At 55.0% G+C, this 25,606-nt stretch carries 30 protein-coding genes; 3 read left to right on the top strand and 27 right to left on the bottom strand.

Features of this window, described 5'->3' with window-relative positions; all coding sequences use genetic code 11:
- Window positions 1-23 precede the first annotated feature (23 nt).
- Genes ccmE through ccmA form a run of 5 tightly spaced genes read right to left on the bottom strand, consistent with a single transcriptional unit; the run spans window position 24 to window position 2,717 of the window.
- On the bottom strand, window positions 24-482 hold the full coding sequence (ccmE, locus tag QWJ10_RS14295; protein WP_122042860.1) for a cytochrome c maturation protein CcmE: 459 nt from the start codon (window positions 480-482) through the stop codon (window positions 24-26).
- Entirely contained in the window at window positions 479-655 is a 177-nt protein-coding gene (gene ccmD, locus QWJ10_RS14290) for a heme exporter protein CcmD (RefSeq protein WP_289927379.1), read from the bottom strand. Before ccmD ends, ccmE begins: the two co-directional genes overlap by 4 nt.
- A complete protein-coding gene (locus QWJ10_RS14285; protein WP_197870182.1) occupies window positions 652-1,413 on the bottom strand; it encodes a heme ABC transporter permease in 762 nt (253 codons plus the stop codon). The genes ccmD and QWJ10_RS14285 overlap by 4 nt, the downstream gene beginning before the upstream one ends.
- A gap of 12 nt (window positions 1,414-1,425) precedes the next feature.
- Window positions 1,426-2,097: a heme exporter protein CcmB gene (ccmB, locus tag QWJ10_RS14280; protein ID WP_197870180.1), complete on the bottom strand. Its 672-nt coding sequence runs from the start codon at window positions 2,095-2,097 to the stop codon at window positions 1,426-1,428.
- Window positions 2,094-2,717 (bottom strand): cytochrome c biogenesis heme-transporting ATPase CcmA, encoded by a 624-nt coding sequence (gene ccmA, locus QWJ10_RS14275; RefSeq protein ID WP_197870179.1) that lies wholly within the window; start codon window positions 2,715-2,717, stop codon window positions 2,094-2,096. The genes ccmB and ccmA overlap by 4 nt, the downstream gene beginning before the upstream one ends.
- A gap of 143 nt (window positions 2,718-2,860) precedes the next feature.
- Here ccmA and QWJ10_RS14270 point away from each other — a divergent pair, with 143 nt between their 5' ends.
- Together QWJ10_RS14270 and QWJ10_RS14265 are read left to right on the top strand one after the other, a co-directional pair.
- Window positions 2,861-4,387 (top strand): flagellar hook-length control protein FliK, encoded by a 1,527-nt coding sequence (locus tag QWJ10_RS14270; protein ID WP_289927372.1) that lies wholly within the window; start codon window positions 2,861-2,863, stop codon window positions 4,385-4,387.
- Window positions 4,384-4,698, top strand: a complete 315-nt coding sequence (locus tag QWJ10_RS14265) for an EscU/YscU/HrcU family type III secretion system export apparatus switch protein (RefSeq protein WP_019365135.1) — start codon at window positions 4,384-4,386, stop codon at window positions 4,696-4,698. Before QWJ10_RS14270 ends, QWJ10_RS14265 begins: the two co-directional genes overlap by 4 nt.
- A gap of 126 nt (window positions 4,699-4,824) precedes the next feature.
- Here QWJ10_RS14265 and QWJ10_RS14260 read toward each other — a convergent pair whose 3' ends face one another.
- The 14 genes from QWJ10_RS14260 to flhA form a co-directional block, all read right to left on the bottom strand.
- Window positions 4,825-5,223 (bottom strand): DUF2802 domain-containing protein, encoded by a 399-nt coding sequence (locus QWJ10_RS14260; protein WP_122042871.1) that lies wholly within the window; start codon window positions 5,221-5,223, stop codon window positions 4,825-4,827.
- Window positions 5,223-5,702: a chemotaxis protein CheW gene (locus QWJ10_RS14255; protein WP_010797947.1), complete on the bottom strand. Its 480-nt coding sequence runs from the start codon at window positions 5,700-5,702 to the stop codon at window positions 5,223-5,225. The genes QWJ10_RS14260 and QWJ10_RS14255 overlap by 1 nt, the downstream gene beginning before the upstream one ends.
- Before the next feature lie 93 nt (window positions 5,703-5,795).
- Window positions 5,796-6,683 (bottom strand): CheW domain-containing protein, encoded by an 888-nt coding sequence (locus QWJ10_RS14250; protein ID WP_289927365.1) that lies wholly within the window; start codon window positions 6,681-6,683, stop codon window positions 5,796-5,798.
- Between the two features lie 77 nt (window positions 6,684-6,760).
- Window positions 6,761-7,552, bottom strand: a complete 792-nt coding sequence (locus tag QWJ10_RS14245) for a ParA family protein (RefSeq protein ID WP_289927363.1) — start codon at window positions 7,550-7,552, stop codon at window positions 6,761-6,763.
- Window positions 7,553-7,644: 92 nt separating this feature from the next.
- The gene (motD, locus tag QWJ10_RS14240) at window positions 7,645-8,466 is read right to left on the bottom strand and encodes a flagellar motor protein MotD (protein ID WP_010797944.1); all 822 of its coding nucleotides are present in this window, start codon (window positions 8,464-8,466) and stop codon (window positions 7,645-7,647) included.
- Window positions 8,467-8,469: 3 nt separating this feature from the next.
- The gene (locus QWJ10_RS14235) at window positions 8,470-9,210 is read right to left on the bottom strand and encodes a flagellar motor protein (RefSeq protein WP_010797943.1); all 741 of its coding nucleotides are present in this window, start codon (window positions 9,208-9,210) and stop codon (window positions 8,470-8,472) included.
- Between the two features lie 85 nt (window positions 9,211-9,295).
- Entirely contained in the window at window positions 9,296-10,399 is a 1,104-nt protein-coding gene (locus tag QWJ10_RS14230; RefSeq protein WP_289927359.1) for a chemotaxis response regulator protein-glutamate methylesterase, read from the bottom strand.
- Between the two features lie 28 nt (window positions 10,400-10,427).
- On the bottom strand, window positions 10,428-12,647 hold the full coding sequence (locus QWJ10_RS14225; protein ID WP_289927357.1) for a chemotaxis protein CheA: 2,220 nt from the start codon (window positions 12,645-12,647) through the stop codon (window positions 10,428-10,430).
- 26 nt (window positions 12,648-12,673) lie between these two features.
- Window positions 12,674-13,459 (bottom strand): protein phosphatase CheZ, encoded by a 786-nt coding sequence (locus tag QWJ10_RS14220; RefSeq protein ID WP_019365142.1) that lies wholly within the window; start codon window positions 13,457-13,459, stop codon window positions 12,674-12,676.
- 19 nt (window positions 13,460-13,478) lie between these two features.
- Entirely contained in the window at window positions 13,479-13,853 is a 375-nt protein-coding gene (locus QWJ10_RS14215) for a chemotaxis response regulator CheY (protein WP_173869067.1), read from the bottom strand.
- Between the two features lie 79 nt (window positions 13,854-13,932).
- A complete protein-coding gene (fliA, locus tag QWJ10_RS14210) occupies window positions 13,933-14,673 on the bottom strand; it encodes an RNA polymerase sigma factor FliA (protein ID WP_019365144.1) in 741 nt (246 codons plus the stop codon).
- Entirely contained in the window at window positions 14,670-15,497 is an 828-nt protein-coding gene (gene fleN / locus QWJ10_RS14205; RefSeq protein WP_010797937.1) for a flagellar synthesis regulator FleN, read from the bottom strand. Before fleN ends, fliA begins: the two co-directional genes overlap by 4 nt.
- Before the next feature lie 175 nt (window positions 15,498-15,672).
- Window positions 15,673-17,001, bottom strand: coding sequence for a flagellar biosynthesis protein FlhF (flhF, locus tag QWJ10_RS14200; protein WP_289927350.1), 1,329 nt, complete (start codon window positions 16,999-17,001; stop codon window positions 15,673-15,675).
- Window positions 17,002-17,011: 10 nt separating this feature from the next.
- On the bottom strand, window positions 17,012-19,111 hold the full coding sequence (gene flhA / locus QWJ10_RS14195; protein ID WP_289927814.1) for a flagellar biosynthesis protein FlhA: 2,100 nt from the start codon (window positions 19,109-19,111) through the stop codon (window positions 17,012-17,014).
- 279 nt (window positions 19,112-19,390) lie between these two features.
- Here flhA and sodC point away from each other — a divergent pair, with 279 nt between their 5' ends.
- On the top strand, window positions 19,391-19,918 hold the full coding sequence (sodC, locus tag QWJ10_RS14190) for a superoxide dismutase family protein (protein ID WP_197870163.1): 528 nt from the start codon (window positions 19,391-19,393) through the stop codon (window positions 19,916-19,918).
- A gap of 34 nt (window positions 19,919-19,952) precedes the next feature.
- Here sodC and flhB read toward each other — a convergent pair whose 3' ends face one another.
- From flhB to fliL, 8 genes are all read right to left on the bottom strand, one after another.
- The gene (gene flhB / locus QWJ10_RS14185) at window positions 19,953-21,089 is read right to left on the bottom strand and encodes a flagellar biosynthesis protein FlhB (protein WP_289927344.1); all 1,137 of its coding nucleotides are present in this window, start codon (window positions 21,087-21,089) and stop codon (window positions 19,953-19,955) included.
- 13 nt (window positions 21,090-21,102) lie between these two features.
- Complete coding sequence (gene fliR / locus QWJ10_RS14180; protein WP_289927342.1) at window positions 21,103-21,879, bottom strand: flagellar biosynthetic protein FliR; 777 nt, start codon at window positions 21,877-21,879, stop codon at window positions 21,103-21,105.
- A gap of 3 nt (window positions 21,880-21,882) precedes the next feature.
- Window positions 21,883-22,152 carry a flagellar biosynthesis protein FliQ gene (fliQ, locus tag QWJ10_RS14175; protein WP_010797931.1) on the bottom strand — a complete coding sequence of 90 codons (270 nt, stop codon included), beginning with the start codon at window positions 22,150-22,152 and terminating at the stop codon, window positions 21,883-21,885.
- Window positions 22,153-22,165: 13 nt separating this feature from the next.
- Window positions 22,166-22,912: a flagellar type III secretion system pore protein FliP gene (gene fliP / locus QWJ10_RS14170; protein WP_230382139.1), complete on the bottom strand. Its 747-nt coding sequence runs from the start codon at window positions 22,910-22,912 to the stop codon at window positions 22,166-22,168.
- A 118-nt stretch (window positions 22,913-23,030) separates the two neighbouring features.
- On the bottom strand, window positions 23,031-23,444 hold the full coding sequence (fliO, locus tag QWJ10_RS14165) for a flagellar biosynthetic protein FliO (RefSeq protein WP_026003851.1): 414 nt from the start codon (window positions 23,442-23,444) through the stop codon (window positions 23,031-23,033).
- 4 nt (window positions 23,445-23,448) lie between these two features.
- The gene (gene fliN / locus QWJ10_RS14160; protein WP_010797928.1) at window positions 23,449-23,904 is read right to left on the bottom strand and encodes a flagellar motor switch protein FliN; all 456 of its coding nucleotides are present in this window, start codon (window positions 23,902-23,904) and stop codon (window positions 23,449-23,451) included.
- A gap of 67 nt (window positions 23,905-23,971) precedes the next feature.
- Window positions 23,972-24,943 (bottom strand): flagellar motor switch protein FliM, encoded by a 972-nt coding sequence (fliM, locus tag QWJ10_RS14155; protein WP_010797927.1) that lies wholly within the window; start codon window positions 24,941-24,943, stop codon window positions 23,972-23,974.
- Window positions 24,944-24,951: 8 nt separating this feature from the next.
- Window positions 24,952-25,464: a flagellar basal body-associated protein FliL gene (fliL, locus tag QWJ10_RS14150; protein ID WP_010797926.1), complete on the bottom strand. Its 513-nt coding sequence runs from the start codon at window positions 25,462-25,464 to the stop codon at window positions 24,952-24,954.
- Between the last annotated feature and the right edge of the window lie 142 nt (window positions 25,465-25,606).

The following is a 25,606-nucleotide window of genomic DNA, read 5'->3' as shown; positions in this document are numbered from 1 at the left end:
CAAAAATGCAGAGCCCGGCAGCATCAGCTGCCCTTCTGGTTACTAAACTGCTGGTAGGCGCCACTGTCCTTGAGGGCCTTGGTTACTTCAGGCGGCATGTAATTTTCGTCGTGCTTTGCCAACACTTCGTCGGCATCGAGCACACCGGATGCATCGAGCTTGCCTAACGCGACGATCCCCTGCCCTTCGCGAAACAGATCCGGCAGGATGCCATGGTACCTGATGGAAATGTGTTGAACGCCATCACTCACGATGAAGCGCACATCGAGCGAGTCGGCCGATCGCTGGAGAGAGCCCCGCTCGACCATACCGCCCGCCCTGATACGAGTGCCCACGGGGGCTTCCCCCGAAACGATCTGGCTGGGCGTGTAGAACAGGTTGATGTTCTGTTGCAATGCCGACAAAGCCAGGGCCACGGCGACCCCAACGCCAGCCAGAATCGCCAGAATGATCAAAAGACGTTTTTTACGGACAGCATTCACGGGTTCATCTCCCGACGCAGGCGGCGTGCTTCGCTCTGCAGATAACGACGGTGTGCCAGCCGTGGCATCACGATATTGATTATCAGGACCAGTGCAGTGATTCCATAAGCTGACCATACATAAGGTCCGTGATGACCCATGGCCAGAAACTCGCTTATCGAATGAAGCGTCATGTTTTACCCCTTTTACCAAGGCTCTCTTCAACCACTGCCTTGGCCCAAGACGTTCGTGATTCGCGGCGTAAGATTTCAAGACGCATGCGCATCAGGACAACAGCGCCGAAGAAACAATAAAAACCAACCACCATTATCAGAAGCGGAAGCCACATCTCGATGGGCATTGCCGGTTTTTCGGTAAGCGTGAACGTGGCAGGCTGATGTAGGGTGTTCCACCATTCAACGCTGTATTTAATGATTGGCAGGTTGATAACACCTACGATGGCGAGTACCGCGCAGGCCTTGGCCGAACTTTCCCGATTGGAAATAGCCTGCCCCAACGCAATGATGCCGAAATACAGGAACAGCAGGATTAACATGGAAGTCAGCCGTGCATCCCACACCCACCAGGCACCCCAGGTTGGCTTGCCCCATATCGACCCGGTTACCAGCGCAACAAAAGTCATCCAGGCGCCTACGGGCGCTGCGCATTTGAGTGCAACATCGGCCAGCTTCATTTTCCAGACCAGGCTTACTACCCCGGCAATTGCCAGAAGCAGATACCCCGACTGCGCCAAAAATGCAGCAGGTACATGGATATAGATGATGCGAAAGCTATTACCCTGCTGATAATCCTGCGGCGCAAAGACCAGGCCCCATACCGTGCCTACTATAACGAAGCATGCCGCCGCCCACGCCAGGATGGGCAACCACCGGCTACTGATCTCGTAAAACCATTTGGGCGAGCCCAGTTTATGAAAAAACGTCCACTTCATGACTGTTCCACATTATTCACCCACACTGATCCGTAACCCAGCGCCAATAGCGAACGGAGAGAACGTCAGCGATAAAACCATCAAACTTCCCAGCCACAAAAGCTGTCCTGCGGCGGGCATTCCATGAAGAGAGGCTTGCAATGCACCGCTGCCCAGAATGAGCACCGGAATGTAAAGCGGAAGAATAAGCAGAGCCAGCAGCAACCCGCCCCGCTTGAGCCCTACAGTCAGCGCTGCACCTACAGCACCCAGCAAACTCAGTACAGGCGTACCGAGCAGCAACGATAGCAGCAGCACCCCCAAACACTGGACAGGAAGCCCTAGCATGAGCGCCAGGACAGGCGAGAGCACGATTAGCGCCAGCCCGGTAAACATCCAGTGCGCCATCACCTTGGCTAATACCAGAACAAAGAGTGGATGCGGCGAGAGCACCCATTGCTCAAGTGAGCCGTCTTCAAAATCGCTACGAAACAGGCCGTCCAGCGAAAGCAATACCGCCAACAAGGCAGCGACCCAAATCAACCCTGGCGACAGCTCTTTCAACAGCTGGCTTTCAGGTCCCACCGCCAGGGGAAACAGGGCAATCACGATCGCAAAGAACACCAACGGATTGGTCAGCTCCACCGGGCGTCGGCATAGCAGTAGCGCTTCACGTTTAAGCAGAAGCACGAAGAGCCCGCTCATGAGACTCCCTGCCCTAGCTCTAGCTGGCGATAGCGCGTCGGCGTTTGCGTCATTTGATGATGCGTAGTAAACACCACTGCTCCACCCTGTTCACAGTGCTGGCTCAAATGCCGCTCAAGATGCTCCACCGCTTGGCGGTCGAGAGCCGTAAACGGCTCATCGAGTATCCACAAGGCAGGAGGGTCAAGATACAGGCGAGCCAATGCGACACGACGCTGTTGTCCGGCAGAGAGCGTATGGCAGGGAACATCCTCGAAGCCAGACAGCCCTACGCTGTCCAGAGCCTGCCAGATCGCTTCCCGAGTGGCGGGCTTGTTCAAAGCGCACAACCAAGTAAGGTTTTCCTCGGCAGTCAGGAGTCCCTTGATTCCAGTCGCATGGCCAAGCCAGAATAACTGGCTGAACGGCTCGTGTCGCTGCCTACCAGCCAGACGCACCTCACCGGCCGTTGGAGCCATAAGCCCTGCCAGAAGACGTAGCAGACTGGTTTTACCGCTGCCATTCGGCCCCATTATCTGCAGCATTTCACCAGATTCGAGCACAAGATCCAGCTGCTCGAACAGCACGCGCTCGTCACGCTCACAGGTGAGCGCAACGGCTTCAAGACAAGGGGGTATCACTACACGCAACCATTGGCATCAAGTCGGAACGGAATCGGCCGCTATAGTAGGCTGGAAACAAGACCAAGCCCGTCAATTGGCCAGCATTATACACATCACGCCAGCCTGGACGACCGACTGCATGAAACTATCAGAGTGGCTACATGGCTGACATAGGCACTATCCGCCCCGCTTCTGCCCCAGTTGTCCCAACGCGGGCAGCGTTACCCGCCGAGCCGGTCGTGCGGATTACCTTGCCGACAGAAAGCCCTCTGCTGCCCGGCGAAACAGCCCAGGCGCAAGTTGTTGCCCTTAAGCAGAGCCTGCAGAGTTTTCAGTTATTGCTGCAGTTGACGCTTGCCAATGGACGTCAACTTACCCTACCGGCGGAAAGCACTTCACCCCTGCCAACCGGTTCGCTACTAAACATCATGGCGTTATCGTCTACCCGCCTGGCTGTACAGATCGAGGCCAAGGCAGAGACGCCTTTGAAAAGCCTGGATACCAAAGCGCTTCCGCCAGGCACCCTGCTGCAGACGCGAGTGGTAAGCAGTCAACCAGCCGACGCCTCTGAGGGGCAGATATCCTTCAAATCCGTTGTGACATTGCTCAACGGTGCCCTTGCAGGCAAACAACTGATAATCGAATCGCTAGATGCCCTTAAGCCCGGCAGCCTGATAACGGTTGCGGTACGCGATGTACAGCAGGTTGCTCTGGTGCCCTCCAGCGGAAGACTCGATCAGATTGAGCTGGGACACCAGTTGACGGCTCAGTTCCAGCGACAAGGCTCGCTGGCCCAATTGTTTCAAGCTCTGCCGCTACTCACGGACTCGCCCGCCACGCGCGGCGTGTTGCGCGATACGCTTGGTCAGCTGCTCGCCTCCGTACCCGAGGTTGAAGAACTCAAGAACCCGGATGTCGTAAAAACCTTGTTCGAGCGAAGCGGCATTTTGCTGGAGCGACACCTTATTTCAGGTGAGACCGAACGGCTGCCGCAGGATTACAAGACACTCCTGCTCCGCCTAATCGGTCAACTGAGCCAGACTACAACTACTTCGGCCACTTTTCCTCCTCAAGCCACGATGCCAAACCTGCCAGGAAGCCTGCGTAATGCTCTAACGGCATTAGGGCAAGGGAACCCCAAACATGCTGCGTTGAGCTTTCCTCTGCCGTCACGGATAGTTAGCTCGCTGCTGCAGGAAGGCATAGAGCTTGAAGAGTTGCTCAAGTTGGCAACAGCAGCCCTATCACGCCTGCAAACTCATCAGCTGTCTGGCGTTGAACAGACACAGCATTACTCGGACGGGTCCATGCTGCTTACCTGGCAAGGGGAACTCCCCATGCGTAACGGTGAGCGCATCACCTGCCTGCAATACAAGCTGCAGGAGGAACGCCCTTCCAAAAGCGCTAGCGAACTGCGTGACAGCATCTGGAAGCTCGACCTTGCCTTTGATCTTGAGCCGCTCGGCAATATGCAGGTCGAGGCCAAACTTGCTCGCGGTACGCTTTCGAGCCAGTTCTGGGCCGAGCAGAAGGAAACCGCCGCGCTCATTACCCATGAGCTGGAGCATTTCAAGGAGCGATTGCTGGAGGCCGGGCTTCTGGTAGGCGAGCTGCAATGCACGCTGGGAAAACCGGTGCGTGGACTACGCACGCACATTGAAGAACGCTGGATAGATGAAAACGCATGACTACTTCGAAGCAGGCTATCGCACTGGTCTATGACGGCCAGACCGCTCCCACCCTAACAGCCAAAGGCGATGCAGATCTTGCCGAAGCCATCCTGGCGTTGGCCAGAGAGCACGAAATCCCTATCTATGAGAACGCTGACCTGGTACGCCTGCTGGCACGCCTTGAGCTTGGCGATGCCATTCCTGAAGCGCTGTACCGCACGATTGCCGAGATCATCGCGTTCGCCTGGTATCTGAAAGGCAAGCATCCGCAAAACATGCCCTGCAGGCAGGAAGGCCCCACCCTACCGGCGCTACCCGTCAAATACTGAGCACTTTATCCTGAGCATAAAAAAGCCATCAGTAAATAACTGATGGCTTTTCGGTAAATGAAGAAATGCGAAAGGCCTGTCGGATATAACGCCAGACCTTATGACAGGCGTGCAAAGCACACTCTGTCAGGATTGCTGACGCGCCTTATGCATCTTGCTGATCAGCTCGGCCTCGGCTCGTGAAAGCCCGCAGGACTGGGTCAGATCATCGACGCTGGCACCCAGTCCCACAAGACGGGCAGCCTGACTGAACGACAGGCTTGCCGGATCGCTTTGTTCGATACGAGTCAGCCTGTCAGGCAGGGGTCCAACAATCTCATTGATCTCATGCAATTGCTCCCCCATACGGACCGTGCCGGCCTGATAGGTTTCCAGCCGCTTGGCTAGAGCCCTCAAGCGCTTTTCGGTTGTTTCCTCATGCTGGGCAAGCTTTGACGCCTGCCGTTTAAGCTCCTGCCATAGCAGAAAGCAAGCACCTGCCAGCCCGAGACAAATGAACACCAGCACGATCAACGCTGCCAACATTAGATACTTTCCAACTCAGACCATTCTTCTTCGCTCATCATCTTATCCAATTCGACAAGAATCAGCAGCTCGCCGTTCTTGTTGCAAACGCCCTGGATAAACTTGGCGGATTCATCGTTACCCACGTTTGGCGCGGTTTCGATTTCAGACTGACGTAAATAAACGACTTCAGCCACGCTGTCGACAAGAATACCAACGACTTGCTTGTCGGCCTCGATAATCACGATACGGGTGTTATCCGTGATCTCGGCAGAGTCCAGGCCAAAACGCTGACGTGTATCAATTACCGTCACGACATTACCGCGCAGGTTGATGATACCCAGCACGTAGCTTGGAGCACCTGGCACCGGTGCTATTTCCGTATAGCGCAGCACTTCCTGAACCTGCATGACATTGATACCGTACGTCTCGTTGTCCAGACGGAAGGTCACCCACTGCAGGATTGGATCTTCGGAACCTTGTGCAGACGTTTTCTTCATTTTCCCAGCCTCGTTGATACCGCCTTGGCGGTCTTGGCGGTCTTCCCGCCTTGGTTGATCCAGAATCGACCCCTTAAGCGTAGGCCAACCCTTCTATTGTTTCCTTTGCTTTGCAGCACCGCTTTCAATCAGCGCCGCAAGCGCCGATACATCCAGCAAGGCACACATATGCTCAATTACCGTTCCCGCCAGCCATGGCCGCTGGGATCGTTGCGTTCGCCACTTGACCTCGGCAGGGTCCAGGCGTATCGAACGACTGACCTGATGTACCGCAATTCCCCAGTCATACCCTTCAACCGAGATAACGAACCGGAGGCCTTCCTTGAAGTCTTCGCGGTAGCGCTCTGGCATGACCCAGCGCGCGGCATCCAATACCTTCAAATTACCCTGCGGGCTGGGCAGGATGCCCAGGAACCAATCGGACTGACCAAACAATGGCGTCAGCTCGCGGCCTTCCAGTGAATGAATCGTTCCCAAACATATCAGCGGCACAGCAAGGGTCAGCCCCGCCACGTCGAACAACAGACATTCAAACGGCTCTTCAGCCCATTCCGGCCTTCCGTCGTCGCTTACCTTGAAAGGCTGCACCTGCTGCTCGACAGCCTTAACAGTTCTTAACGGAATAACGGTATCGACAACTTTTTCCGGCTCTGCCACTACAGGCTTAACAACCGGCACCACAGGCAGGCTGGCGGGCTCGGCAAGCTTCTGGGCAGGCGTTTCCCTGACTTGGGCATCGCGTGCCTTCTCCTCACGTACAGCCGCCTCGAACTCGTCCAAAGACACGCTCTGAGCCGTAGGCACAACAGGATCAGGCGCAGCCACGGGTACCACTTCAACCAACGAGACGATAACCGCCTCATGCTGGAGGACGGCAGGCGTCTCTACCGGCAGCTCGAGTGTCGCCTCCATCAGCAGCGCATCCAGATAGGACTGCAAAGCCAGCTGTGGACGAATTTCAGTGCTAGTAGAACGGTTCATGTCACGTATCACACTTCAAGATTGAAGAAACTATCGGCTGGATACCGCAAAAACTTGAGTACTGCATCACTATGTCTTCACGCGACGTTCATTGAGGCAGGCTGCATATCAAGCAGATGCTTAAGCAACGCCCTATATGCAATGACACCACGACTATTCGCATCGTTCTGCGAGGGGGTTACCCCTGCACGGCTGGCATCCCGCAGCTTGGTATCGATGGGAATGAACGCTTGCCACAGGTGCTCGACATAATTGTCCCGGAGGTACTTAAGCGTCCCCAGCGAAGCCTGGGTACGCCGGTCGAACAGCGTCGGTACGATCGTGTAAGGAAGCGCCTGCTTTCTGGAGCGGTTGATCATGGCCAATGTATTGACCATGCGCTCCAATCCCTTGATCGCCAGAAATTCCGTTTGCACGGGAATGACCAACTGCTGGCTTGCCGCCAATGCATTGACCATCAGAATGCCCAACAAGGGCGGACTGTCGATCAGGGCATAATCAAAATCATTCCACAACTGCGCGAGGCTTTTGGAAATCACCAGCCCCATGCCATTCTGTCCTGGCGATTGCCGCTCCAAGGTCGCCAGCGCTGTACTGGCCGGCAGCATTGAGATGCGCTCATGGCTGGTCGGTAGCAGAAGTTGTTTGGGTAGCCCGTCCGGAACCTGCCCCTGATGCAGGAACAGTTCGAAGGCGCTGCGCTCCAGTCGATCCGGATCCTGTCCAAAATAACTCGTCAAGGAACCATGGGGGTCAAGATCGACTATCAGGACACGCTTGCCCGAGTCAGCCAGAAGCCCTGCCAGCGAAACAGACGTTGTTGTCTTGCCTACCCCGCCCTTTTGATTGGCTATTGCCCAAACTCTCACGTTCTACCCTCCCCAGGCAGCGTACTGCATTGCCAAGGCCAAGCCGCTGGACATACCAGCGGCGAAGATTTGACAGCGATTAGTTCTACCGCTTACTTGGAGGGAGCAGGTGCACTTTGCGTGCCATTTCTGCCAGAAGCGGAGCGCTCCTGAAAACCACTCACGCCACGGTGAATGTCGACATTTCGTGAAATGAGCAACACCACCCGACGGTTCCGCGCCCTGCCCTCAGGGGTGGAGTTATCTGCTATTGGTTGATAGCTGCCATACCCGACCACAGCGAGCCGTTCGGGTGTAACGCCATCACCAATCAGCAGCCGAGCAATACTGGCGGATCGCGCCGCTGAAAGCTCCCAGTTGGTAGGATATTGGGGCGTACTGATGGGAATATTGTCAGTAAACCCTTCTACTTGAATCGGGTTCTTGTAAGGCGCCAGAATTTTGGCAACCTTCGCCATCAAGCCAAAGGCTGGATCGCCTGGAATGGCATCCCCGCTAGGAAAAAGCAGATTGGAATTCAGCTCGATTTCCAACCAGGTCTCGGTTGCCCTTAGAGTCATCTGATCTGAATTGATGAGATCGCCAAAGGCGTTCTGCATACTAGTTGCTATCTGCTCAAGCGGATCGACTGCTTGAGTAGTCGCCGGCGCGTTATCTGATGCAGGCGTATTCTGCTCGATGGTAGGCTGAACGCTGCGAGGCACCTGATCCCCAATGGGAATAGGTTTCATGGAGCGGTCCGGCTCTGTAAAGATACCGGTCAGCGTCTCGGATAGAATCTTGTACTTGCCCTCATTGATGGATGAGATGGAATACATCACAACAAAGAAGGCAAACAGCAAGGTGATGAAATCCGCGTAGGACACCAGCCAGCGTTCGTGATTTTCATGCTCCTCGTGTCGACGGCGACGCATCGGTTACTCCATGAAGCCTTGCAGCTTGAGTTCGATGGAACGAGGGTTTTCACCTTCGCCAATAGACAGCAAACCTTCTAGAAGCATTTCTCGGTAGCGAGTTTGACGCAGCACCATGCCTTTGAGCTTGTTGGCAATCGGAAGCAGTAACAGGTTAGCGAATGCAACCCCATAAATTGTGGCTACGAATGCAACAGCAATCCCGTTACCCAGCTGGGAGGGGTTTGCCAAGTTCTGCATGACATGGATAAGCCCCATCACGGCACCGATGATACCAATAGTAGGCGCATACCCACCCATGGCCTCGAACAGCTTGGCCGCCTGGATATCACGATCTTCCTGGCCATACATATCGACCTCTAGGATACTGCGAATGGCTTCAGGCTCGGCGCCATCGACCAGTAGCTGCAGACCTTTGCGGGCGAATGGATCACGTTCGGCATCCACGAGCGGCTCAAGCCCCAGCAGACCTTCCTTACGGGCGGACATGCTCCAGCCAATGATGCGATTGATACCGGCTGGCATGTCGACTCTTGGCGGCAGGAAAACCCAACTAAGCATTGTCAGGGAACGCTTGAGAACACGGATAGGCGTCTGCAGCATGGCTGCACCGCATGTGCCGCCCAGTACGATCAGGGCAGCAGGCCCGTTGAGTAGAGCGGCGATGGTGCCGCCCTCAAGAAAATTACCTCCAATGATGGCGATAAAGGCCAACAGGATGCCAATCAGGCTCAAGACATCCACACATCATCTCCCTAAGGCATGGCAGCAAGCCAAAACCTGTCAAATTCAAATCCGGCGCCGCTCCTGTCTAGCAAGAGCGGTACCATTACATGCACGCGTCAGTAATGTGTCGACCGATGTCGTCAAGACTGTAGACGGCATCTGCCAGATTTGCCTTGACCACGGCCATGGGCATGCCATAAATCACGCAGCTGGCCTCGTCCTGCGCCCAGATCTGGCTACCAGCCTGCTTGAGCAGGCGAGCACCTTCACGGCCATCGGAGCCCATGCCGGTCAGCACCACCGCCAATACCTTGTCCGGGAAAACCTTGGCCGCCGAGCCAAAGGTGATATCTACGCAGGGCTTGTAATTCAGTCGCTCATCGCCCGGCAATATCTTCACGCCGCCACGCCCATCCAACATCATCTGCTTGCCGCCAGGCGCCAGTAGCGCCAGCCCAGGACGAAGCTGATCGCCATCCTCAGCTTCCTTAACAGAAATCTTGCACAATTTGTCCAGACGCTCTGCAAACGCCTTGGTAAAGGCGGCAGGCATGTGCTGAATCAGCACGATTGGCGCTGGAAAGTTGGCAGGCAATTGGGTCAGTACCCGTTGCAACGCCACAGGACCACCGGTCGACGTACCGATGGCCACCAGCTTGTAATTCTTGCGCCGTGGCGCAGCACTGGTCACCGACGCTGAAGCCGAGGAGCCTGCCGGATGTGCCGAAGCAGTCCGCGCCGCCGGGCGAGGGGTTGTCGAGGTGGGTGCAGGCGCATGGGCCGACACATTTCCAGACGATAACCGGCGGTTGCTACGCGCAATGGTATGGATCTTCTCGCACAACAAGCGCTTTACGCTCTCGGGATGGCGGGAAATATCCTCGAAATTCTTGGGTAGATAATCTACCGCACCCGCATCCAGCGCATCGAGCGTAACCCGAGCGCCTTCATGCGTCAGCGACGAAAACATCAGAACAGGCGTCGGGCACTTCTGCATGATGTGCCGAACGGCCGTAATGCCATCCATGAAGGGCATTTCATAATCCATGGTAACAACGTCGGGTTTCAACGCCATCACCTGATCAATCCCTTCACGCCCATTGGTCGCCGTACCGACGACCGTAATATTGGGATCACCCGCCAGGATTTCAGTCAAACGGCGGCGGAAGAAACCCGAATCATCCACCACCAACACTCTTACAGCCATATGACACTCCTAACGGCGGGGCTTCGACTCAAATACCGCGGCGCGCGTAGCGCTTGAGCATGCTCGGTACGTCAAGGATCAATGCGATCCGGCCATCACCTGTAATGGTAGCTCCCGACATACCCGGCGTTCCTTGCAACATCTTGCCTAATGGCTTGATGACTACTTCTTCCTGACCTACCAGTTGATCCACAACAAAACCGATGCGTTGCGTACCGACCGACAGGATAACAACGTGACCTTCCTGCTGTTGCTCATCGTAAGCCGCATCCTTGACCAGCCAGCGCTTGAGGTAGAACAGCGGCAGTGCTTTGTCGCGAACCACGACCACTTCCTGACCGTCGACCACATTGGTGCGCGAGAGGTCCAGGTGGAAGATCTCGTTCACGTTGACCAGTGGGAATGCAAAGGCCTGATCGCCCAGCATTACCATCAGGGTTGGCATAATCGCCAGGGTCAGCGGGACCTTGATCACAATCTTGGAGCCCTGCCCCTTGTTGGAGAAGACGTTTACCGTGCCGTTAAGCTGGGTAATCTTGGTCTTCACCACGTCCATGCCCACACCGCGACCGGAAATATCGGAGATTTCGGTCTTGGTTGAAAAGCCTGGTGCAAAGATCAGGTTGTAGCATTCAAGATCGGTCAGACGTTCCGCCGCATCCTTGTCGAGCAGGCCTTTTTCAACAGCCTTGGCGCGCAGAGCGTTGGGGTCCATCCCTTTGCCATCGTCGGAAATGGCCAACAGGATATGATCGCCCTCCTGCTCCGCAGACAGAACGACACGGCCGGCACGGGCTTTGCCATTCTTCTCGCGCTCGGCGGGCTCCTCGATTCCATGGTCAACCGCGTTGCGCACCAAGTGCACCAGCGGGTCAGCCAAGGCCTCTACCAGGTTCTTGTCGAGGTCGGTTTCTTCACCCACAAGCTCAAGGTTGATTTCTTTCTTCAGGTTGCGTGCCAAATCACGAACCAGACGCGGGAAGCGTCCGAATACTTTCTTGATTGGCTGCATGCGCGTCTTCATGACCGAGGTCTGAAGATCCGCTGTCACAACGTCCAAGTTTGATACAGCCTTGGCCATGGCCTCATCGCCGCTGTTCAGCCCAAGACGAACCAGACGATTACGCACCAGCACCAGCTCGCCGACCATGTTCATGATCTCGTCGAGACGGGCGGTGTCCACACGCACGGTTGTTTCAGCTTCGCTGGCAGGCTTCTCGCCTGCCGGGGCAGCCGCCGCACGTGGTTCAGCCTTCGGTGCTGCGCTGACCGCCGGTGCTGGGGCCGCTGCAGGCTGGGGCTTCGCCACAGGAGCAGATACCGCCTTGGCAACCGGAGCGGGTGCTACAGGAGCAGCCGCAACACCACCATCGAAACGGCCTTTTCCATGCAGCTCATCCAGCAGAGATTCGAACTCGTCATCCGTGATTTCATCACCTGACTTGGCTACCGGTGCAGCAGCCTTGACAGGTTCGGACGGCGCTGCAACAGCAGCATCAAACTTACCTTTGCCGTGCAGCTGATCCAGCAGGGATTCAAACTCGTCATCCGTGATCTCGTCACCTGACTTGGCTACCGGAGCAGCAGCCTTGGCAGGCTCGGACGGCGCTGCAACAGCAGCATCAAACTTACCTTTGCCGTGCAGCTGATCCAGCAGGGATTCAAACTCGTCATCGGTGATTTCGTCGCCAGATGCAGGTACGGCCGAGCCAACGGCTGCCACAGGTGCAGGCTCATTCCCGATTGCATCGAGGAGTCGGTCAAACTCATCGTCACTTACATCACTGGCAGCAGGTGCCTGGGCAGCAACCACAGGGGCCTGAACCAGCTCCACAACAACGGGAACAGGTTCGGCGCCTTCAGGCTCCGCCAGACGTGCCAAGGCAGCCAGCAGCTCAGGAGTAGCCGGTGTCGGCTCAGTACGCTCACGTACCTGGCCGAACATTTCGTTTACCGTATCCAGAGCTTGAAGGACAACATCCATCAGCTCGGCATCAACGCGGCGCTCACCCTTACGCAGGATGTCGAACACGTTTTCGGCAATGTGGCAGCACTCAACAAGGGCGTGCAGCTGGAGGAAGCCTGCCCCTCCCTTTACCGTGTGGAATCCACGGAAGATGGCGTTGAGAAGATTCATATCATCCGGGCGGCTTTCGAGTTCCACCAATTGCTCGGACAACAATTCGAGAATCTCGCCGGCCTCTACCAGGAAATCCTGGAGGATTTCTTCATCGGCGTCGAAGCTCATTCATGCACTCTCCAAAAAGGCCAGGTTTAGAAACCAAGGCTGGACAGAAGGTCATCTACGTCATCCTGGCTGGATACGACGTCTTCTCTTTTATCGGCATGAATCTGCGGACCTTCACCCTTCGAAGACTTTTCTTTTTGAATTTCTTCGATGGCCTTGACGTGGTCGTGGCTAATTCCTGCATAACGATCCACCTGACCGGCCATACGGACCAGCTTGACGAGATCGCGCTCGACTTGTGTGACAAGGTTCGTCACACGCTTGATGACTTGACCGGTAAGATCCTGGTAGTCCTGAGCCAGCAGGATGTCGTTCAGCAGTGAAGACAGCTTGTGTGCGTCCTCATCGCTGCGCCCCAAAAACGCACCGACGCGCTTAGCCAGCTCGCGGAACTCCTCGGCACTGAGCTCGCGCCGCATGAAGCGGCCCCACTCGGCGTGGAGGTCATGAGCATCCTTACCAAATGATTCGATAAGCGGTGTGCTGGCATCGACCAAGTCCATGGTACGGTTGGCAGCACGCTCCGTCATTTCCACAACGTAGCTTAGGCGATCGGTAGCGTCTGCAATGTTTGTGACTTCATTGGCATAGGACGCCTGGGGATCGATCTGGAAGTTGACGATCGCGTTGTGCAACTCTCGCGTCAGCTTGCCGATTTCCTGATACAGACCACGATCTCGCACCTGATTGAGCTCATTGATGAGCTGCACTGCCTGGCTGAAATTGCCATTCTCAAGGCTGGCAACCAGCTCTTGGGCATGCTTTTTCAGGGTCGATTCCAGGTCTTCGAATGATTTACTGCCAAGGTCCATAACATCCTCGAGATGGTTATCAGCCGTTGACCCGCTCAAAGATCTTGTCGATCTTTTCTTTGAGCACCTGGGCAGTAAACGGCTTTACAACGTAACCATTCACACCCGCTTGAGCTGCCTCGACAATTTGTTCGCGCTTGGCTTCGGCCGTTACCATCAGAACAGGCAGGTTCTTCAGGCGTGCATCGGCACGGACTTCCCGTAGCAGGTCGATACCGGTCATGCCGGGCATGTTCCAGTCCGTTACCAGGAAGTCGAAGTTGCCGCTTTGCAGCATCGGCAACGCCGTCAAGCCATCATCGGCCTCGGTAGTGTTGGTGAACCCCAGATCTCGCAGCAGATTCTTGATGATGCGTCTCATGGTGGAGAAATCGTCCACGATGAGAATTTTCATATCTTTGTCCAAGTCGACCTCCATCCTTACCCCAGACATGCCTCTTCAAAGGCATGCCATACATGCTTAGTGTTTTGCCTTAGCGCGAACGCCATTCAGCCAGACGAGCCCGCAAACGTGCTGCGCACTGACTGTGCAGTTGACAGACTCGGGATTCACTTACCCCAAGCACCTCTCCGATTTCCTTTAGGTTCAACTCCTCGTCGTAATACAGCGACAAGACGAGACGCTCACGCTCTGGAAGATTGGCAATGGCTTCCGCCAGGGCCCGCTTGAAACGCTCATCTTCCAGTCCTCGACCTGGCTCGAAATCATGGGCTCCGCTCTCCTCGAGACCGTGCTCACCCTCTTCCATCAAGTCATCGAAGCTAAACAGACGACTCCCCAATGTGTCATTGAGAATGCCGTAATATTCTTCAAGGCTTACACCAAGTTCGGCAGCAACTTCAGGATCTTTAGCGTCACGACCAGTTCTTGCTTCAACAGCACGAATCGCGTCGGCCACCATACGGCTGTTACGGTGCACCGAACGAGGTGCCCAATCACCTTTGCGAACCTCGTCCAGCATGGCTCCGCGGATACGGATACCGGCATAGGTTTCAAAGCTTGCACCTTTGCCGGCATCGTATTTCTTAGAGGCCTCAAGCAGGCCGATCATGCCGGCCTGCATAAGATCCTCCACCTGTACATTGGCAGGCAGACGCGCCAGCAGGTGATAGGCAATGCGCTTGACCAGCGGCGCATACTGATTGATCAGTTGCTCCTGCTGTGAATGGGTCTGAGATTTACTGTACATACGGAGACCGCTGGACGCTGTCATACATTTGGCCCTACAGTGGGTTGCACCAATCGTTCGACGAAAAACTCCAAGTGACCGCGTGGGTTGGCCGGCAAGGGCCAAGCGTCCACCTTCTGGGCAATGGCCCGGAAAGCCAGAGCGGCTTTAGAGCGCGGGTATGCTTCGTATACGGACCGCTGCTTCTGGACGGCTTTCCGTACACATTCATCAAAAGGAACCGCACCCACATACTGCAGAGCCACATCCAGGAAACGGTCAGTTACCTTGGTCAGCTTAGCAAAGAGATTGCGACCTTCCTGGGGCGTCAATGCCATATTCGCCAGTACGCGAAACCGCGTGATTCCATGATCGCGGTTGAACATCTTGATAAGCGCATAAGCGTCCGTGATCGAAGTAGGCTCGTCACAAACCACCAGAAGCACCTCCTGGGCAGCCCGTACAAAGCTCACAACCGAATCACCGATGCCGGCAGCCGTATCGACAACAAGCACATCGATATCGTTGCTGATGTCACTGAATGCCTGGATCAGACCGGCATGTTGAAGAGACGACAACTGCACCATGGCTTGCGCACCGGAAGCGGCCGGAACGACCCGGATACCGCCAGGGCCTTGCAAAATCACGTCGCGAAGATCACATTTACCTTCGATCACATCGGCGAGTGTCTGCTTCGGAGTCAACCCGAGCAAAACGTCGACGTTTGCCAAGCCCAAGTCGGCATCGAGCAACATGACACGTCGGCCCAGTTCAGCCAACGCTAGCGAAAGGTTTACCGAAACGTTGGTTTTCCCAACGCCTCCCTTGCCGCCTGTCACTGCAATTACCTGTACGGGATGCATACCCATTGCTGTACACCTATGAAAAACCAGCCAGCCCGTAGAGGGCACTTATGGTGTAGCCAGATCGTTATGCTAACGAGCCAGCTGGCACTAAACCTGAAGCGTGTACTGCTTTCTGACACTACGACGCCTGTAAACCTTCTGTTGCAAAAACCTTACCCAACTTGCAAAAAACTGTAACTTAACCGACGCGCTTGACCGGCTTTTGATAGAGCTCGGCAAACATATCCGCCATGGTTTCCTCTGCAGGCTCCTCGGTCAGCTGACGATTGACTGCACGGCTAACCAGCTGATGCTTGCGCGCAATATGCAGGTCGTCAGGGATGCGAGGACCGTCGGAGAGATAGGCTACCGGGATATGATGGCCAATGGCTATACTGAGCGCTTCACCTAACGTCGCGGATTCATCCAGTTTGGTCAGAACACAACCAGCCAGACCGCACCCCTTGTAGTTGTGATAAGCCGCTTTCAGCACTTGGCTCTGGCTGGTTACAGCCATAACCAGATAGTTGCGAATCTTCAGTTTCTCATTAGCCAGCGCTTCCAGCTGCAGACGCAGGGAGGGGTCATTGGCCGGGATACCTGCCGTATCGATCAGGACCATACGCTTGCGAGCCAGTGGCTCAAGCGCCTGAGCCAGCGACTGACGTGGATCTACAACGGTAACCGGCACATCGAGAATATGACCCAACGTCTTGATTTGCTCTTGGGCGCCGATGCGATGGCTATCCATGGTGACCAGCGCAAGACTTTGCGCGCCATACTTCAGAACATAGCTCGCTGCCATTTTGGACAGCGTAGTGGTCTTACCCGATCCGGCAGGACCGACGAACGCGACGATACCGCCCTCTTCCAGCAGATCAACCTGGGGCGTGTCAATTGCCTGAGTCAGATGGGCCAGCAACATACGCCAGGCCTGACGTGGCTCGTTCACACTTGCCACACGTGCCATCAGATCACGGCACAGATCAGCCGGAAGCCCCATGCGCTGCAGGCGGCGCCAGAAATTTGCTTCGTCTGGACGCTTGTCCTGCATCTGCCCCCAAGCGATGGAGCCCAGCTGCACTTCGATCAGCTCACGCAGTCCGGTAATTTCGGAGCGCATGGCATCCAACGCGCGGCGCTCTTCGGCAGAAGGCGCTGCGGCAACGGCAGGTGCCGGTTGGGCAACTTTGGGCTCGGAGATAACGGGTTCCTGGCGAGCGCTGATCTGTTCACTGCCAAAGAGTTGACTGGCGTTGGCTTGCGGCACAGCGATGCTCTGGTTAGGCGAGCGAATGGCCAGCTCGGCATGGGCTTCGGCGATACGCACTTGGGTTTTACGCAGCTCGGCTTCCAGCGCAACATTCGGCGCAGTGGGAGTCGGCGCTTGATAATCCAGGGCAGCGGTCAGCTCAATGCCACCGGCAACACGGCGATTGCTCAGGATCGCGGCATCTGCACCCAGTTCGTCACGAACCATTTTCATGGCTTGACGCATATCAGCAGCAAAAAAGCGTTTAACTTGCATGGTTCAAACCTCAGCCGTTCTGGCCAACCGTTGCGATAATGGTGACTTGTTTGTTATCCGGAATTTCCTGATAAGCCAGCACAGACATCGTGGGAACTGCCATTCTCGCGAAGCGGGACATCATCCCGCGAATCGCACCAGCTACCAGTAACACGACTGGCTTACCCATCATTTCTTGACGCTGTGCTGCATCTACCAGAGAGCGTTGCAATTTCTCGGCCATTCCTGGTTCCAGGAACATGCCATCTTCAACCCCCTGTCCGGCCTTCTGCATACCATTAAGCAACATCTGTTCCAATCTCGGTTCCAGCGTGATAACAGGCAGCTCGGGCTCCAGTCCAATGATGTTCTGGACGATTGCACGGGACAGCGCCACACGAACCGACGAAACCATGACGGCGGGATCTTGACTACGCGGCGCCACATTCGCAATAGCCTCAGCAATCGTACGAACATCACGTACCGAGACCTGCTCCTGCAGCAATTGCTGCAATACCTTAAGAAGCGTAGACAAGGAAATCATGCTTGGCACCAGTTCTTCGGCCAGCTTGGGCGAACTCTTGGCCAGAAGCTGCAGTAATTGCTGCACTTCTTCATGCCCCAACAGCTCGTGGGCATGCTTTTGGAGAACCTGGTTGAGGTGGGTCGCAACGACCGTGCTGGCATCGACCACGGTATAGCCCAGGGACTGCGCCTGATCACGCTGACTGACGTCAATCCAAACCGCATCAAGGCCAAACGCCGGATCTTTGGCAATCACACCATTCAACGTGCCGAATACCTGACCCGGGTTGATAGCCAGTTCGCGGTCCGGATAGATTTCGGCTTCCGCAACATTCACGCCCATCAACGTCAAACGATAAGCATTGGGCATCAGTTCCAGGTTGTCGCGAATATGCACAGCGGGCATAAGGAAGCCAAGATCCTGGGACAGCTTTTTGCGAACACCCTTAATACGCGTTAGCAGCTCACCGCCCTGGTTGCGATCCACCAGGGGAATCAGGCGATAACCTACTTCCAGGCCAACCATGTCGACAGGCGTTACGTCATCCCAACCTAGCTCCTTGGTTTCAGCGGGGCGCTGTACGGGGGCCAGCTCCTGCTGACGCTTAGACTCCAATTCTACTGCTTGCTTTGCTTTTCTCTGACGATCCCAGATCATATAGGCGGCACCAGCCGCCAGAAAACCCAGGCCCAGAAACGGCACATGTGGCATGCCGGGAACCAGTCCCATGGCGATAATGATACAAGCTGAGACCATAAGCGCTTTGGGCGAGGCGAACATCTGTCGGTTGATCTGCTGACCCATGTCTTCCGAAGAAGAAACACGCGTCACCATAATGGCCGCTGCAACGGACAACAGCAGCGAAGGCACCTGTGCTACCAGACCGTCACCAATAGTCAGCAGCGCATAGATACGACCAGCGTCAGCAATACTCAAGTTATGCTGCAACATACCGATAGCAATGCCGCCAAACAGGTTGATGAACAGAACCAACAAACCGGCAACGGCGTCGCCACGCACGAATTTACTCGCACCATCCATAGAGCCGTAGAAATCAGCCTCCTGCCCTACTTCGGCACGACGCTTCTTGGCTTCGGCCTGATCGATCACACCAGCATTGAGGTCGGCATCGATGGCCATCTGCTTACCGGGCATGGCATCCAGGGTAAAGCGTGCTGATACTTCAGAAATACGACCGGCACCCTTGGTCACTACAACAAAGTTGATGATCATGAGGATGGCGAACACAACTGCACCGACGATGTAGTTGCCGCCAACAACAACGTCACCAAAGGCCTGAATCACCTTACCGGCAGCGGCATGTCCATCATGACCATGCAAAAGAACGACACGTGTAGACGCCACGTTCAACGCCAGGCGCAACAACGTGGCCACGAGCAGAATCGTCGGAAACACCGCAAAGTCTAAGGGCCGTAGCGCATAAACGCTTACCAGCAATACCACGATCGATAGCGCAATATTAAAGGTAAACAGCACGTCCAGCAGAAACGGCGGAATCGGCAATGTCATCATGCCGAGCATGGCCAGAACCAATATCGGTACAGCCAGGTTACCGCGGCTCAGGCTGCGAACATTGGTCAACATTTGCCCGTGATTAACTTTCACAGTCGTTCCTCTTGAATGCCTTGCATATCAATCTTTTGACGTCAGAGCGTCTTGATACAGGCTATTCAGCAAGCAACGGGCCAAGTTCCTTTTTTGTTTGAATTTGTTGCGTTTGCGCCTGTTATATCGGCCTGCCAGGCTGTTTTCTTGAGGTCGGCCTTTAGCCACTGTTGATACGAGCGCCGTAATAAGGAAACCTGAACACGCATATGAGGTCCCTTCACAAGACGCGCATAAAGTGGATAACAGGAGAACCCGATGAAAAAATGGATTGCCGTAACGCTGATGTCAGCAGGACTCGCTGGTATGGCCCAGGCGGATGACGCCGTGACTGTTCCATTAAATATCGCAACAGAGAAAGGTCCGGGCGAAAGTGTAGGCAGCGTCACCATCGTAAGGACTGACTACGGCTTGGTATTTACACCTGAGCTAAAAGGTCTGGAGCCAGGGGCACATGGATTCCATATTCATGCCAAACCCAGCTGTGACGCTGCAGAAGTCGATGGCAAGAACACACCGGCAGGCGCCGCAGGCGGTCACTGGGACCCTGAGAATACCGGCAAGCATGACGCTCCCTGGGGCGACGGCCATAAAGGTGATCTGCCCGCCCTTTATGTCACAAGCGACGGAACAGCCTCACAGCCTGTGCTGGCGCCGCGTCTCAAGGACTTGAATGAAATCAAAGGTCACGCCCTCATGGTTCACGTAGGCGGCGATAACCACTCGGATCATCCCAAACCGCTAGGCGGTGGTGGAGCCCGGATGGCGTGCGGGGTTATCAAGTAACAAAAAGGCCCCGTTCAGCGGGGCCTTTTCTTATCTACTCGTCACGCCGTAATTCCGGCGGGATAGGCGGCTCATGCGGTTGCTCTGGACGCCGACCCTGACCAGCCTTGTACTGCTTGAGCTGATAAACGTAGGCCAGCACTTGCGCCACAGCGATGTAAAGCCCTGCCGGAATCTCTTTATCGATATCAGTGGAATAGTACACTGCTCGCGCCAGGGCGGGTGATTCAAGCGTCGTAACAGCGTGCTCCTGGGCAAGCTCACGAATCTTCAATGCCACAAAGTCGCTACCCTTGGCTACCAGGATCGGCGCCCCACCGGTTGCAGCGTCATACTTTAGCGCCACAGCATAATGTGTTGGGTTGGTGATAATGACGTCGGCCTCTGGCACGGCGGTCATCATGCGACGTTGCGCCATTTCGCGCTGCATCTGGCGCATCCGCCCTTTTACTTCGGGCTTGCCTTCGCTGTCCTTGTATTCATCCTTGATCTGCTGCTTGGTCATCATCAGCTTTTTCTTGTTGCTATACCATTGGAACGGTACGTCAATAGCTGCGATAAGTAATAGCCCTAAAGACACCATCAACGCTGCATGCCCCGCCACTTTTATACTATGGATAATGGCACTGCCCAAAGGCTCCTTTGCAATGGACAGCAAAGCATCACGCTCGGACAAGAGAACCATGATCGCAATGGTGAGCAGCAGAACGAACTTGGCCAGCGCCTTGCCCAACTCCATCAGCGCATGGGTCGAAAACATGCGCTTGAGTCCTGAAAGAGGGTTCATTCGACTGAACTTGGGCTGAAGGGATTTGCTGGAAAACAAAAAGCCTCCCAGTGCAATTGGACCAATAACGGCAGCTAGCACAAGGACGAGAAAAACCGGCATCATGCCCAGCATGGCGGTCTTGCCTGACATCAACAGCATGATTCCCATGTTCCGCTCATCCAGAACGGCTTCGCGGTTCAGTGAAAAACTGCCACGCATCAGATCCAGCAATGCATCTCCCAGGATCGACCCAAACGCTAGAAGCGCTATGAGCCCTCCCATTACAACCGTCAGCGTGCCAAGCTCACGGGATCGGGGTAACTGCCCTTCCTCGCGCGCCTCTCGCTTACGTTTGTCGGTAGGTTCCTCTGTACGGTCTTCACTACTGGATTCGTCCGACATGACGACCTCCTGCCTATCGCGCCCGCACCAGCTCTCGGAGCCATTGCAGCGCTTCAGTGACTAATGATTCGTAGTGCGAAAAGATATCCGCTGTACCAATCCAGATAATGACCAAACCCAGCGACACGGTTAGGGGCATGCCAATGGAAAAAATGTTGAGTTGAGGCGCTGCGCGGGTCATTACGCCAAAAGCTAGGTTCACGACCAGCAATGCTGTAATGGCAGGCAAGACCAGTAATACGCCGGCACCAAGCACCCAACTCAACTTACCGGCCAGCTCCCAGAAATGGCCAACAGACAGCAACTGACCAACCGGTAGCGTGGTAAAGCTTTCCGCCAGGATTTCCATGACGATCAGGTGTCCGTTCATGGACAGGAACAATAGCGTCACCAGTACGTTGAAGAACTGCCCCAGCACAGGCACCGAAATCCCATTGGCCGGATCGACCATTGATGCAAAGCTAAGTCCTGCCTGGGTGGAGAGCAGTTGCCCAGCAATCACGAAGACGTGAAAGAACAGCTGGAGGCTAAAACCCATCAGAGCGCCAATCAGGATCTGCTCTGCAATCAGCGGCAAGGCCTGTACGCTCACGGCATCGACCTGCGGCATGGGGGGCAGCGTAGGCACCAGCAGAGCGGTAAAGGCCAGTGCCATATAGAGCTTTACGCGCGCGGGAACCATGTTGGTCCCGATGATAGGCATCGTCATAAAGACGGCAGCAATACGGAACAGAGGCAGCAGGAACGTACCGACCCAGCCGCCAATCTGCGCATCACTCAGCTCAAGCATGATTTAACCAATCAACATCGGAACATTGGTGATCATGTTGCGCATGAACTCCATCAGCTCACGGGTGAGCCAAGGCCCTAGGACAATCAGCGTCAACAACGTGACAATCAGTCGAGGTAGAAAACTCAAGGTCTGCTCGTTGATCTGTGTAGCGGCCTGGAACATTGAAACCACCAGGCCCACCAGCAAGCTCGGCACGATCAGAATGCCTACAAGCAATGCAGTCAACCAGAGCGCTTGCCGAAACAGATCTACGGCTACTTCAGGCGTCATGGGGTATCTCCTCTTAGACAGTACCGAAGCTGCCAGCCAGCGTACCCATGATCAACGACCAACCGTCAACCAGCACGAACAGCATCAGCTTGAACGGTAACGAGATGATCATCGGTGAAAGCATCATCATGCCCATCCCCATCAGCACGCTGGCTACCACGAGGTCAATTACCAGGAATGGAATAAAGATCATGAAGCCGATCTGGAAGGCTGTTTTCAATTCGGATGTCACAAAGGCCGGAACCACGATCGTCAGCGGCGCCTGATCAGGTGTGGCGATGTCCGTACGCTTGGATAGCCGCATGAACATGTCTAGATCGGATTGCCGGGTCTGCGCCAACATGAAGTCCTTGATTGGCCCCTCTGCCCGCGCAATTGCATCCTGGGCCGTCAGCTGCTCATTCATATAGGGCTGCAAGGCATCGTTATTGATGCGATCAAAGACCGGCGCCATGATGAACAATGTCAGGAACAGTGCCAGTCCGATCAACACCTGGTTTGACGGCGTTGTCTGCAAGCCCAGGGCTTGGCGGAGAATGGCGAATACAATGATGATCCGTGTAAAGCTGGTCATTAGCATGACAAACGCTGGAATGAAACTCAGCGCCGTCATGATCAGCAGAATCTGCAGGCTGACAGAGTACTCCTGCTGGCCGTTGGCGTTTGTACTCATGGTAATAGCGGAAATGGACAACGGATTGTTAGCCCCATTTTCCTGCCCAAACGCCAAAGGTGCCGCCAGTGCCACCAGCACAAGCAGGCAATTACGAAGCAAACGAAGATTGGATTTCAACAACGTCGTAAACACACCGCTTGTACCAGTCAGCACCAGTTCATTCTCCGCACCACTCGCGCGAAAGACTTCAATGAGTCGAATCTCATGACTTATCCTTTGGGTCGCGGCTGATCAGCTCGAAAAGCCGTTGAGCAAACTCTGGCGAAGCCGGTTGCTCATCGGCCAGGCGAACCGGTTCCTTCATTACATGCAAGGGAGTAATGCGCCCAGCCGTGAGTCCTACGAGTATTTGCTCCTGCCCTACCTGCACCAGCACCAGCCTCTCTCGTGGCCCCAGATGCTGAGTGGCTACCAATTTGATAGCGTTATTGCCACGCGGCCCCACCTGCTGTACCCGACGGATAAGCCAGGCCAGCCCGAAGATCAGGCCAATAATCAGCAGCAGACCCAACACAAGCTGAGTCAGCTGTGATCCCATATTGGTTGACGGTGCGGCTGTTTCAGCCGCCTGGGAGACAAGCGGCAAGGCAGCCAGTAGAGCAATGAGCATTCGCATAAGGTCAGCGTAGTTTCTTGATACGTTCACTGGGGCTGATGACATCGGTCAGCCGGATACCGAACTTCTCGTTAACCACCACCACCTCGCCGTGAGCAATCAAGGTACCGTTGACCAGTACATCGAGCGGCTCTCCCGCCAGGCGATCAAGCTCAATAACCGAGCCTTGATTCAGTTGTAGCAGGTTCCGGATGGAAATGTCGGTATGGCCGACTTCCATCGAAATCATGACAGGAATGTCCAGAATCACATCCAGGTTCGGACCTTCCATACCTGTAATCTGCTGATTGTTACCTTGGATCCCGGCAAATTCCTCTACAGGCGCGCGAGAAGCCGGGTTCGAGCCCTGAGCCATCATCGCATCGATTTCATCTTGATTGGAGTCGCCTGCCTCTGCCATCGCCGCGGCCCACTCATCAGCCAGAGCCTGTTCTTCGCTGTTGGTGTTTTGATCTGCCATCTTAACCTCAATCTAAAACGGTGAGCCTACGGCTCGAAAGAAATAAAAGCATTCCGTCAAAATCGCGTCAGCGAGAGTTCTTGACCGGTTCAATGATTTGCAAGGCCAGGTTTCCTTTACGAGCCCCCATCTTTACTTTGAAAGTTGGCATACCATTGGCGCGCATCAGCATTTCCTCCGGCATCTCAACCGGAATTACATCGCCAGGCTGCATATGCAGGATGTCACGTAGCCTGAGCTGACGACGCACCACCGTCGCTTCCAGCGGTACACGGATATCCAGAAGGTCCTCGCGCATAGCCTTGACCCAACGCTCGTCCTGGTCATCCACATCCGACTGGAAGCCGGCGTCCAGCATTTCGCGGATAGGCTCGATCATTGAGTATGGCATGGCGATATGAAGCTCACCGCCACCGCCATCCAGCTCGATGCTGAACGAGCTGACCACTACCACCTCGTTCGGACTGACAATGTTTGCCATGGCCGGGTTGACTTCGGAGTTGATGTACTCGAACTGACACGCCAACATTGCGCCCCAGGCCTCTTTAAGGTCAACGAAGCACTGGTCAAGCACCATGCGTACAACACGCAGCTCGGTCGGCGTAAACTCACGACCTTCAATCTTGGCGTGACGGCCATCGCCACCAAAGAAGTTGTCTACCAGCTTGAACACCAACTTGGCATCCAGAATAAACAGTGCCGTACCACGCAAAGGCTTGATCTTCACCATGTTCAAGCTGGTCGGTACATACAGCGAGCGAACATACTCACCGAATTTCAAGACCTGCACACCCCCTACGGACACGTCAGCCGAGCGACGAAGCAGGTTGAACATGCTGACCCGGGTATAGCGGGCAAAGCGCTCGTTGATCATCTCCAATGTCGGCATCCGCCCACGGACGATACGATCCTGGCTGGTCAGGTCATATCCCCTGACCGAGCCTGTGGGCGCTATAGGATCCGTTTCGACAAGACCATCATCGACTCCGTGAAGAAGCGCGTCGATTTCATCCTGAGACAGTAAATCTTGTACAGACATGGCAATCCCTATTGCAGGACGAAGTTAGTGAACAAAACCTGCTCGACCGTAGGTTGACCCACCTGCTTCTGAGCAAGCTCCTGAATCTTGGAAGTTGCCTGTTGACGTAGCAACTCCTTGCCAACCGGCGTCAATAAGGCGTCATAACTCTGGGCAGAAAGCAGCATGACCAGTTGATTGCGTACCTGGGGCAAATGAGCCTTGAGTTCATCCATCTTTGCCTGATCGCGTCCCATCAGCGCCACACCCACCTGCATATAACGCTGCCTGCCGTTCACATTGAAGTTGACCACAAAAGACGGCGTTAATTTTTCGTAGATGGCAGGCAGTCGGACAGGAGTGGTAGGCTCCGCCTTTGCGGCCTCGGCATCATGAACCTTCTTGTTCATAATGAACCATGTTGCACCTACCGAAGCCCCTATCGTCAACAACAATGCGACCACGATAATGATGATGAGCTTGAGCTTGCCTTTGCCAGCGGGTTTGGCCGCGTCATCAGCCGCTTGTTCTTTCTTGGCCATGCTTACATCCGTAATTGAGTGAACCGCCTACAGCCCTAAAACGCAGAGGGAATAACAGCAGTTTTGTTGATACATTCATCTTTAGCCAATCGCTTAAGGCGTAGCCGTCAGATTCGCCCTTGGTAAGACGGACCTCATCACC

Source organism: Pseudomonas sp. WAC2 (assembly GCF_030403525.1).
In the GTDB taxonomy this organism is placed as follows: Bacteria; Pseudomonadota; Gammaproteobacteria; order Pseudomonadales; family Pseudomonadaceae; genus Chryseomonas; species Chryseomonas luteola.
The sequence above is the reverse complement of the archived record's forward strand: the minus strand, read 5'-3'. Positions and strand labels throughout refer to the sequence as shown.

Coding starts and splice junctions, on each gene's coding strand:
- ccmD (WP_289927379.1), bottom strand. CDS start 655: ATGACGCTTCATTCGATAAGCGAGTTTCTGGCCATGGGTCATCACGGA.
- QWJ10_RS14285 (WP_197870182.1), bottom strand. CDS start 1,413: ATGAAGTGGACGTTTTTTCATAAACTGGGCTCGCCCAAATGGTTTTAC.
- ccmB (WP_197870180.1), bottom strand. CDS start 2,097: ATGAGCGGGCTCTTCGTGCTTCTGCTTAAACGTGAAGCGCTACTGCTA.
- QWJ10_RS14270 (WP_289927372.1), top strand. CDS start 2,861: ATGGCTGACATAGGCACTATCCGCCCCGCTTCTGCCCCAGTTGTCCCA.
- QWJ10_RS14265 (WP_019365135.1), top strand. CDS start 4,384: ATGACTACTTCGAAGCAGGCTATCGCACTGGTCTATGACGGCCAGACC.
- QWJ10_RS14260 (WP_122042871.1), bottom strand. CDS start 5,223: ATGTTGGCAGCGTTGATCGTGCTGGTGTTCATTTGTCTCGGGCTGGCA.
- QWJ10_RS14255 (WP_010797947.1), bottom strand. CDS start 5,702: ATGAAGAAAACGTCTGCACAAGGTTCCGAAGATCCAATCCTGCAGTGG.
- QWJ10_RS14250 (WP_289927365.1), bottom strand. CDS start 6,683: ATGAACCGTTCTACTAGCACTGAAATTCGTCCACAGCTGGCTTTGCAG.
- motD (WP_010797944.1), bottom strand. CDS start 8,466: ATGCGTCGCCGTCGACACGAGGAGCATGAAAATCACGAACGCTGGCTG.
- QWJ10_RS14230 (WP_289927359.1), bottom strand. CDS start 10,399: ATGGCTGTAAGAGTGTTGGTGGTGGATGATTCGGGTTTCTTCCGCCGC.
- QWJ10_RS14225 (WP_289927357.1), bottom strand. CDS start 12,647: ATGAGCTTCGACGCCGATGAAGAAATCCTCCAGGATTTCCTGGTAGAG.
- QWJ10_RS14220 (WP_019365142.1), bottom strand. CDS start 13,459: ATGGACCTTGGCAGTAAATCATTCGAAGACCTGGAATCGACCCTGAAA.
- QWJ10_RS14215 (WP_173869067.1), bottom strand. CDS start 13,853: ATGAAAATTCTCATCGTGGACGATTTCTCCACCATGAGACGCATCATC.
- fliA (WP_019365144.1), bottom strand. CDS start 14,673: ATGACAGCGTCCAGCGGTCTCCGTATGTACAGTAAATCTCAGACCCAT.
- fleN (WP_010797937.1), bottom strand. CDS start 15,497: ATGGGTATGCATCCCGTACAGGTAATTGCAGTGACAGGCGGCAAGGGA.
- flhF (WP_289927350.1), bottom strand. CDS start 17,001: ATGCAAGTTAAACGCTTTTTTGCTGCTGATATGCGTCAAGCCATGAAA.
- flhA (WP_289927814.1), bottom strand. CDS start 19,111: ATGTTGACCAATGTTCGCAGCCTGAGCCGCGGTAACCTGGCTGTACCG.
- sodC (WP_197870163.1), top strand. CDS start 19,391: ATGAAAAAATGGATTGCCGTAACGCTGATGTCAGCAGGACTCGCTGGT.
- flhB (WP_289927344.1), bottom strand. CDS start 21,089: ATGTCGGACGAATCCAGTAGTGAAGACCGTACAGAGGAACCTACCGAC.
- fliR (WP_289927342.1), bottom strand. CDS start 21,879: ATGCTTGAGCTGAGTGATGCGCAGATTGGCGGCTGGGTCGGTACGTTC.
- fliQ (WP_010797931.1), bottom strand. CDS start 22,152: ATGACGCCTGAAGTAGCCGTAGATCTGTTTCGGCAAGCGCTCTGGTTG.
- fliO (WP_026003851.1), bottom strand. CDS start 23,444: ATGCGAATGCTCATTGCTCTACTGGCTGCCTTGCCGCTTGTCTCCCAG.
- fliN (WP_010797928.1), bottom strand. CDS start 23,904: ATGGCAGATCAAAACACCAACAGCGAAGAACAGGCTCTGGCTGATGAG.
- fliM (WP_010797927.1), bottom strand. CDS start 24,943: ATGTCTGTACAAGATTTACTGTCTCAGGATGAAATCGACGCGCTTCTT.
- fliL (WP_010797926.1), bottom strand. CDS start 25,464: ATGGCCAAGAAAGAACAAGCGGCTGATGACGCGGCCAAACCCGCTGGC.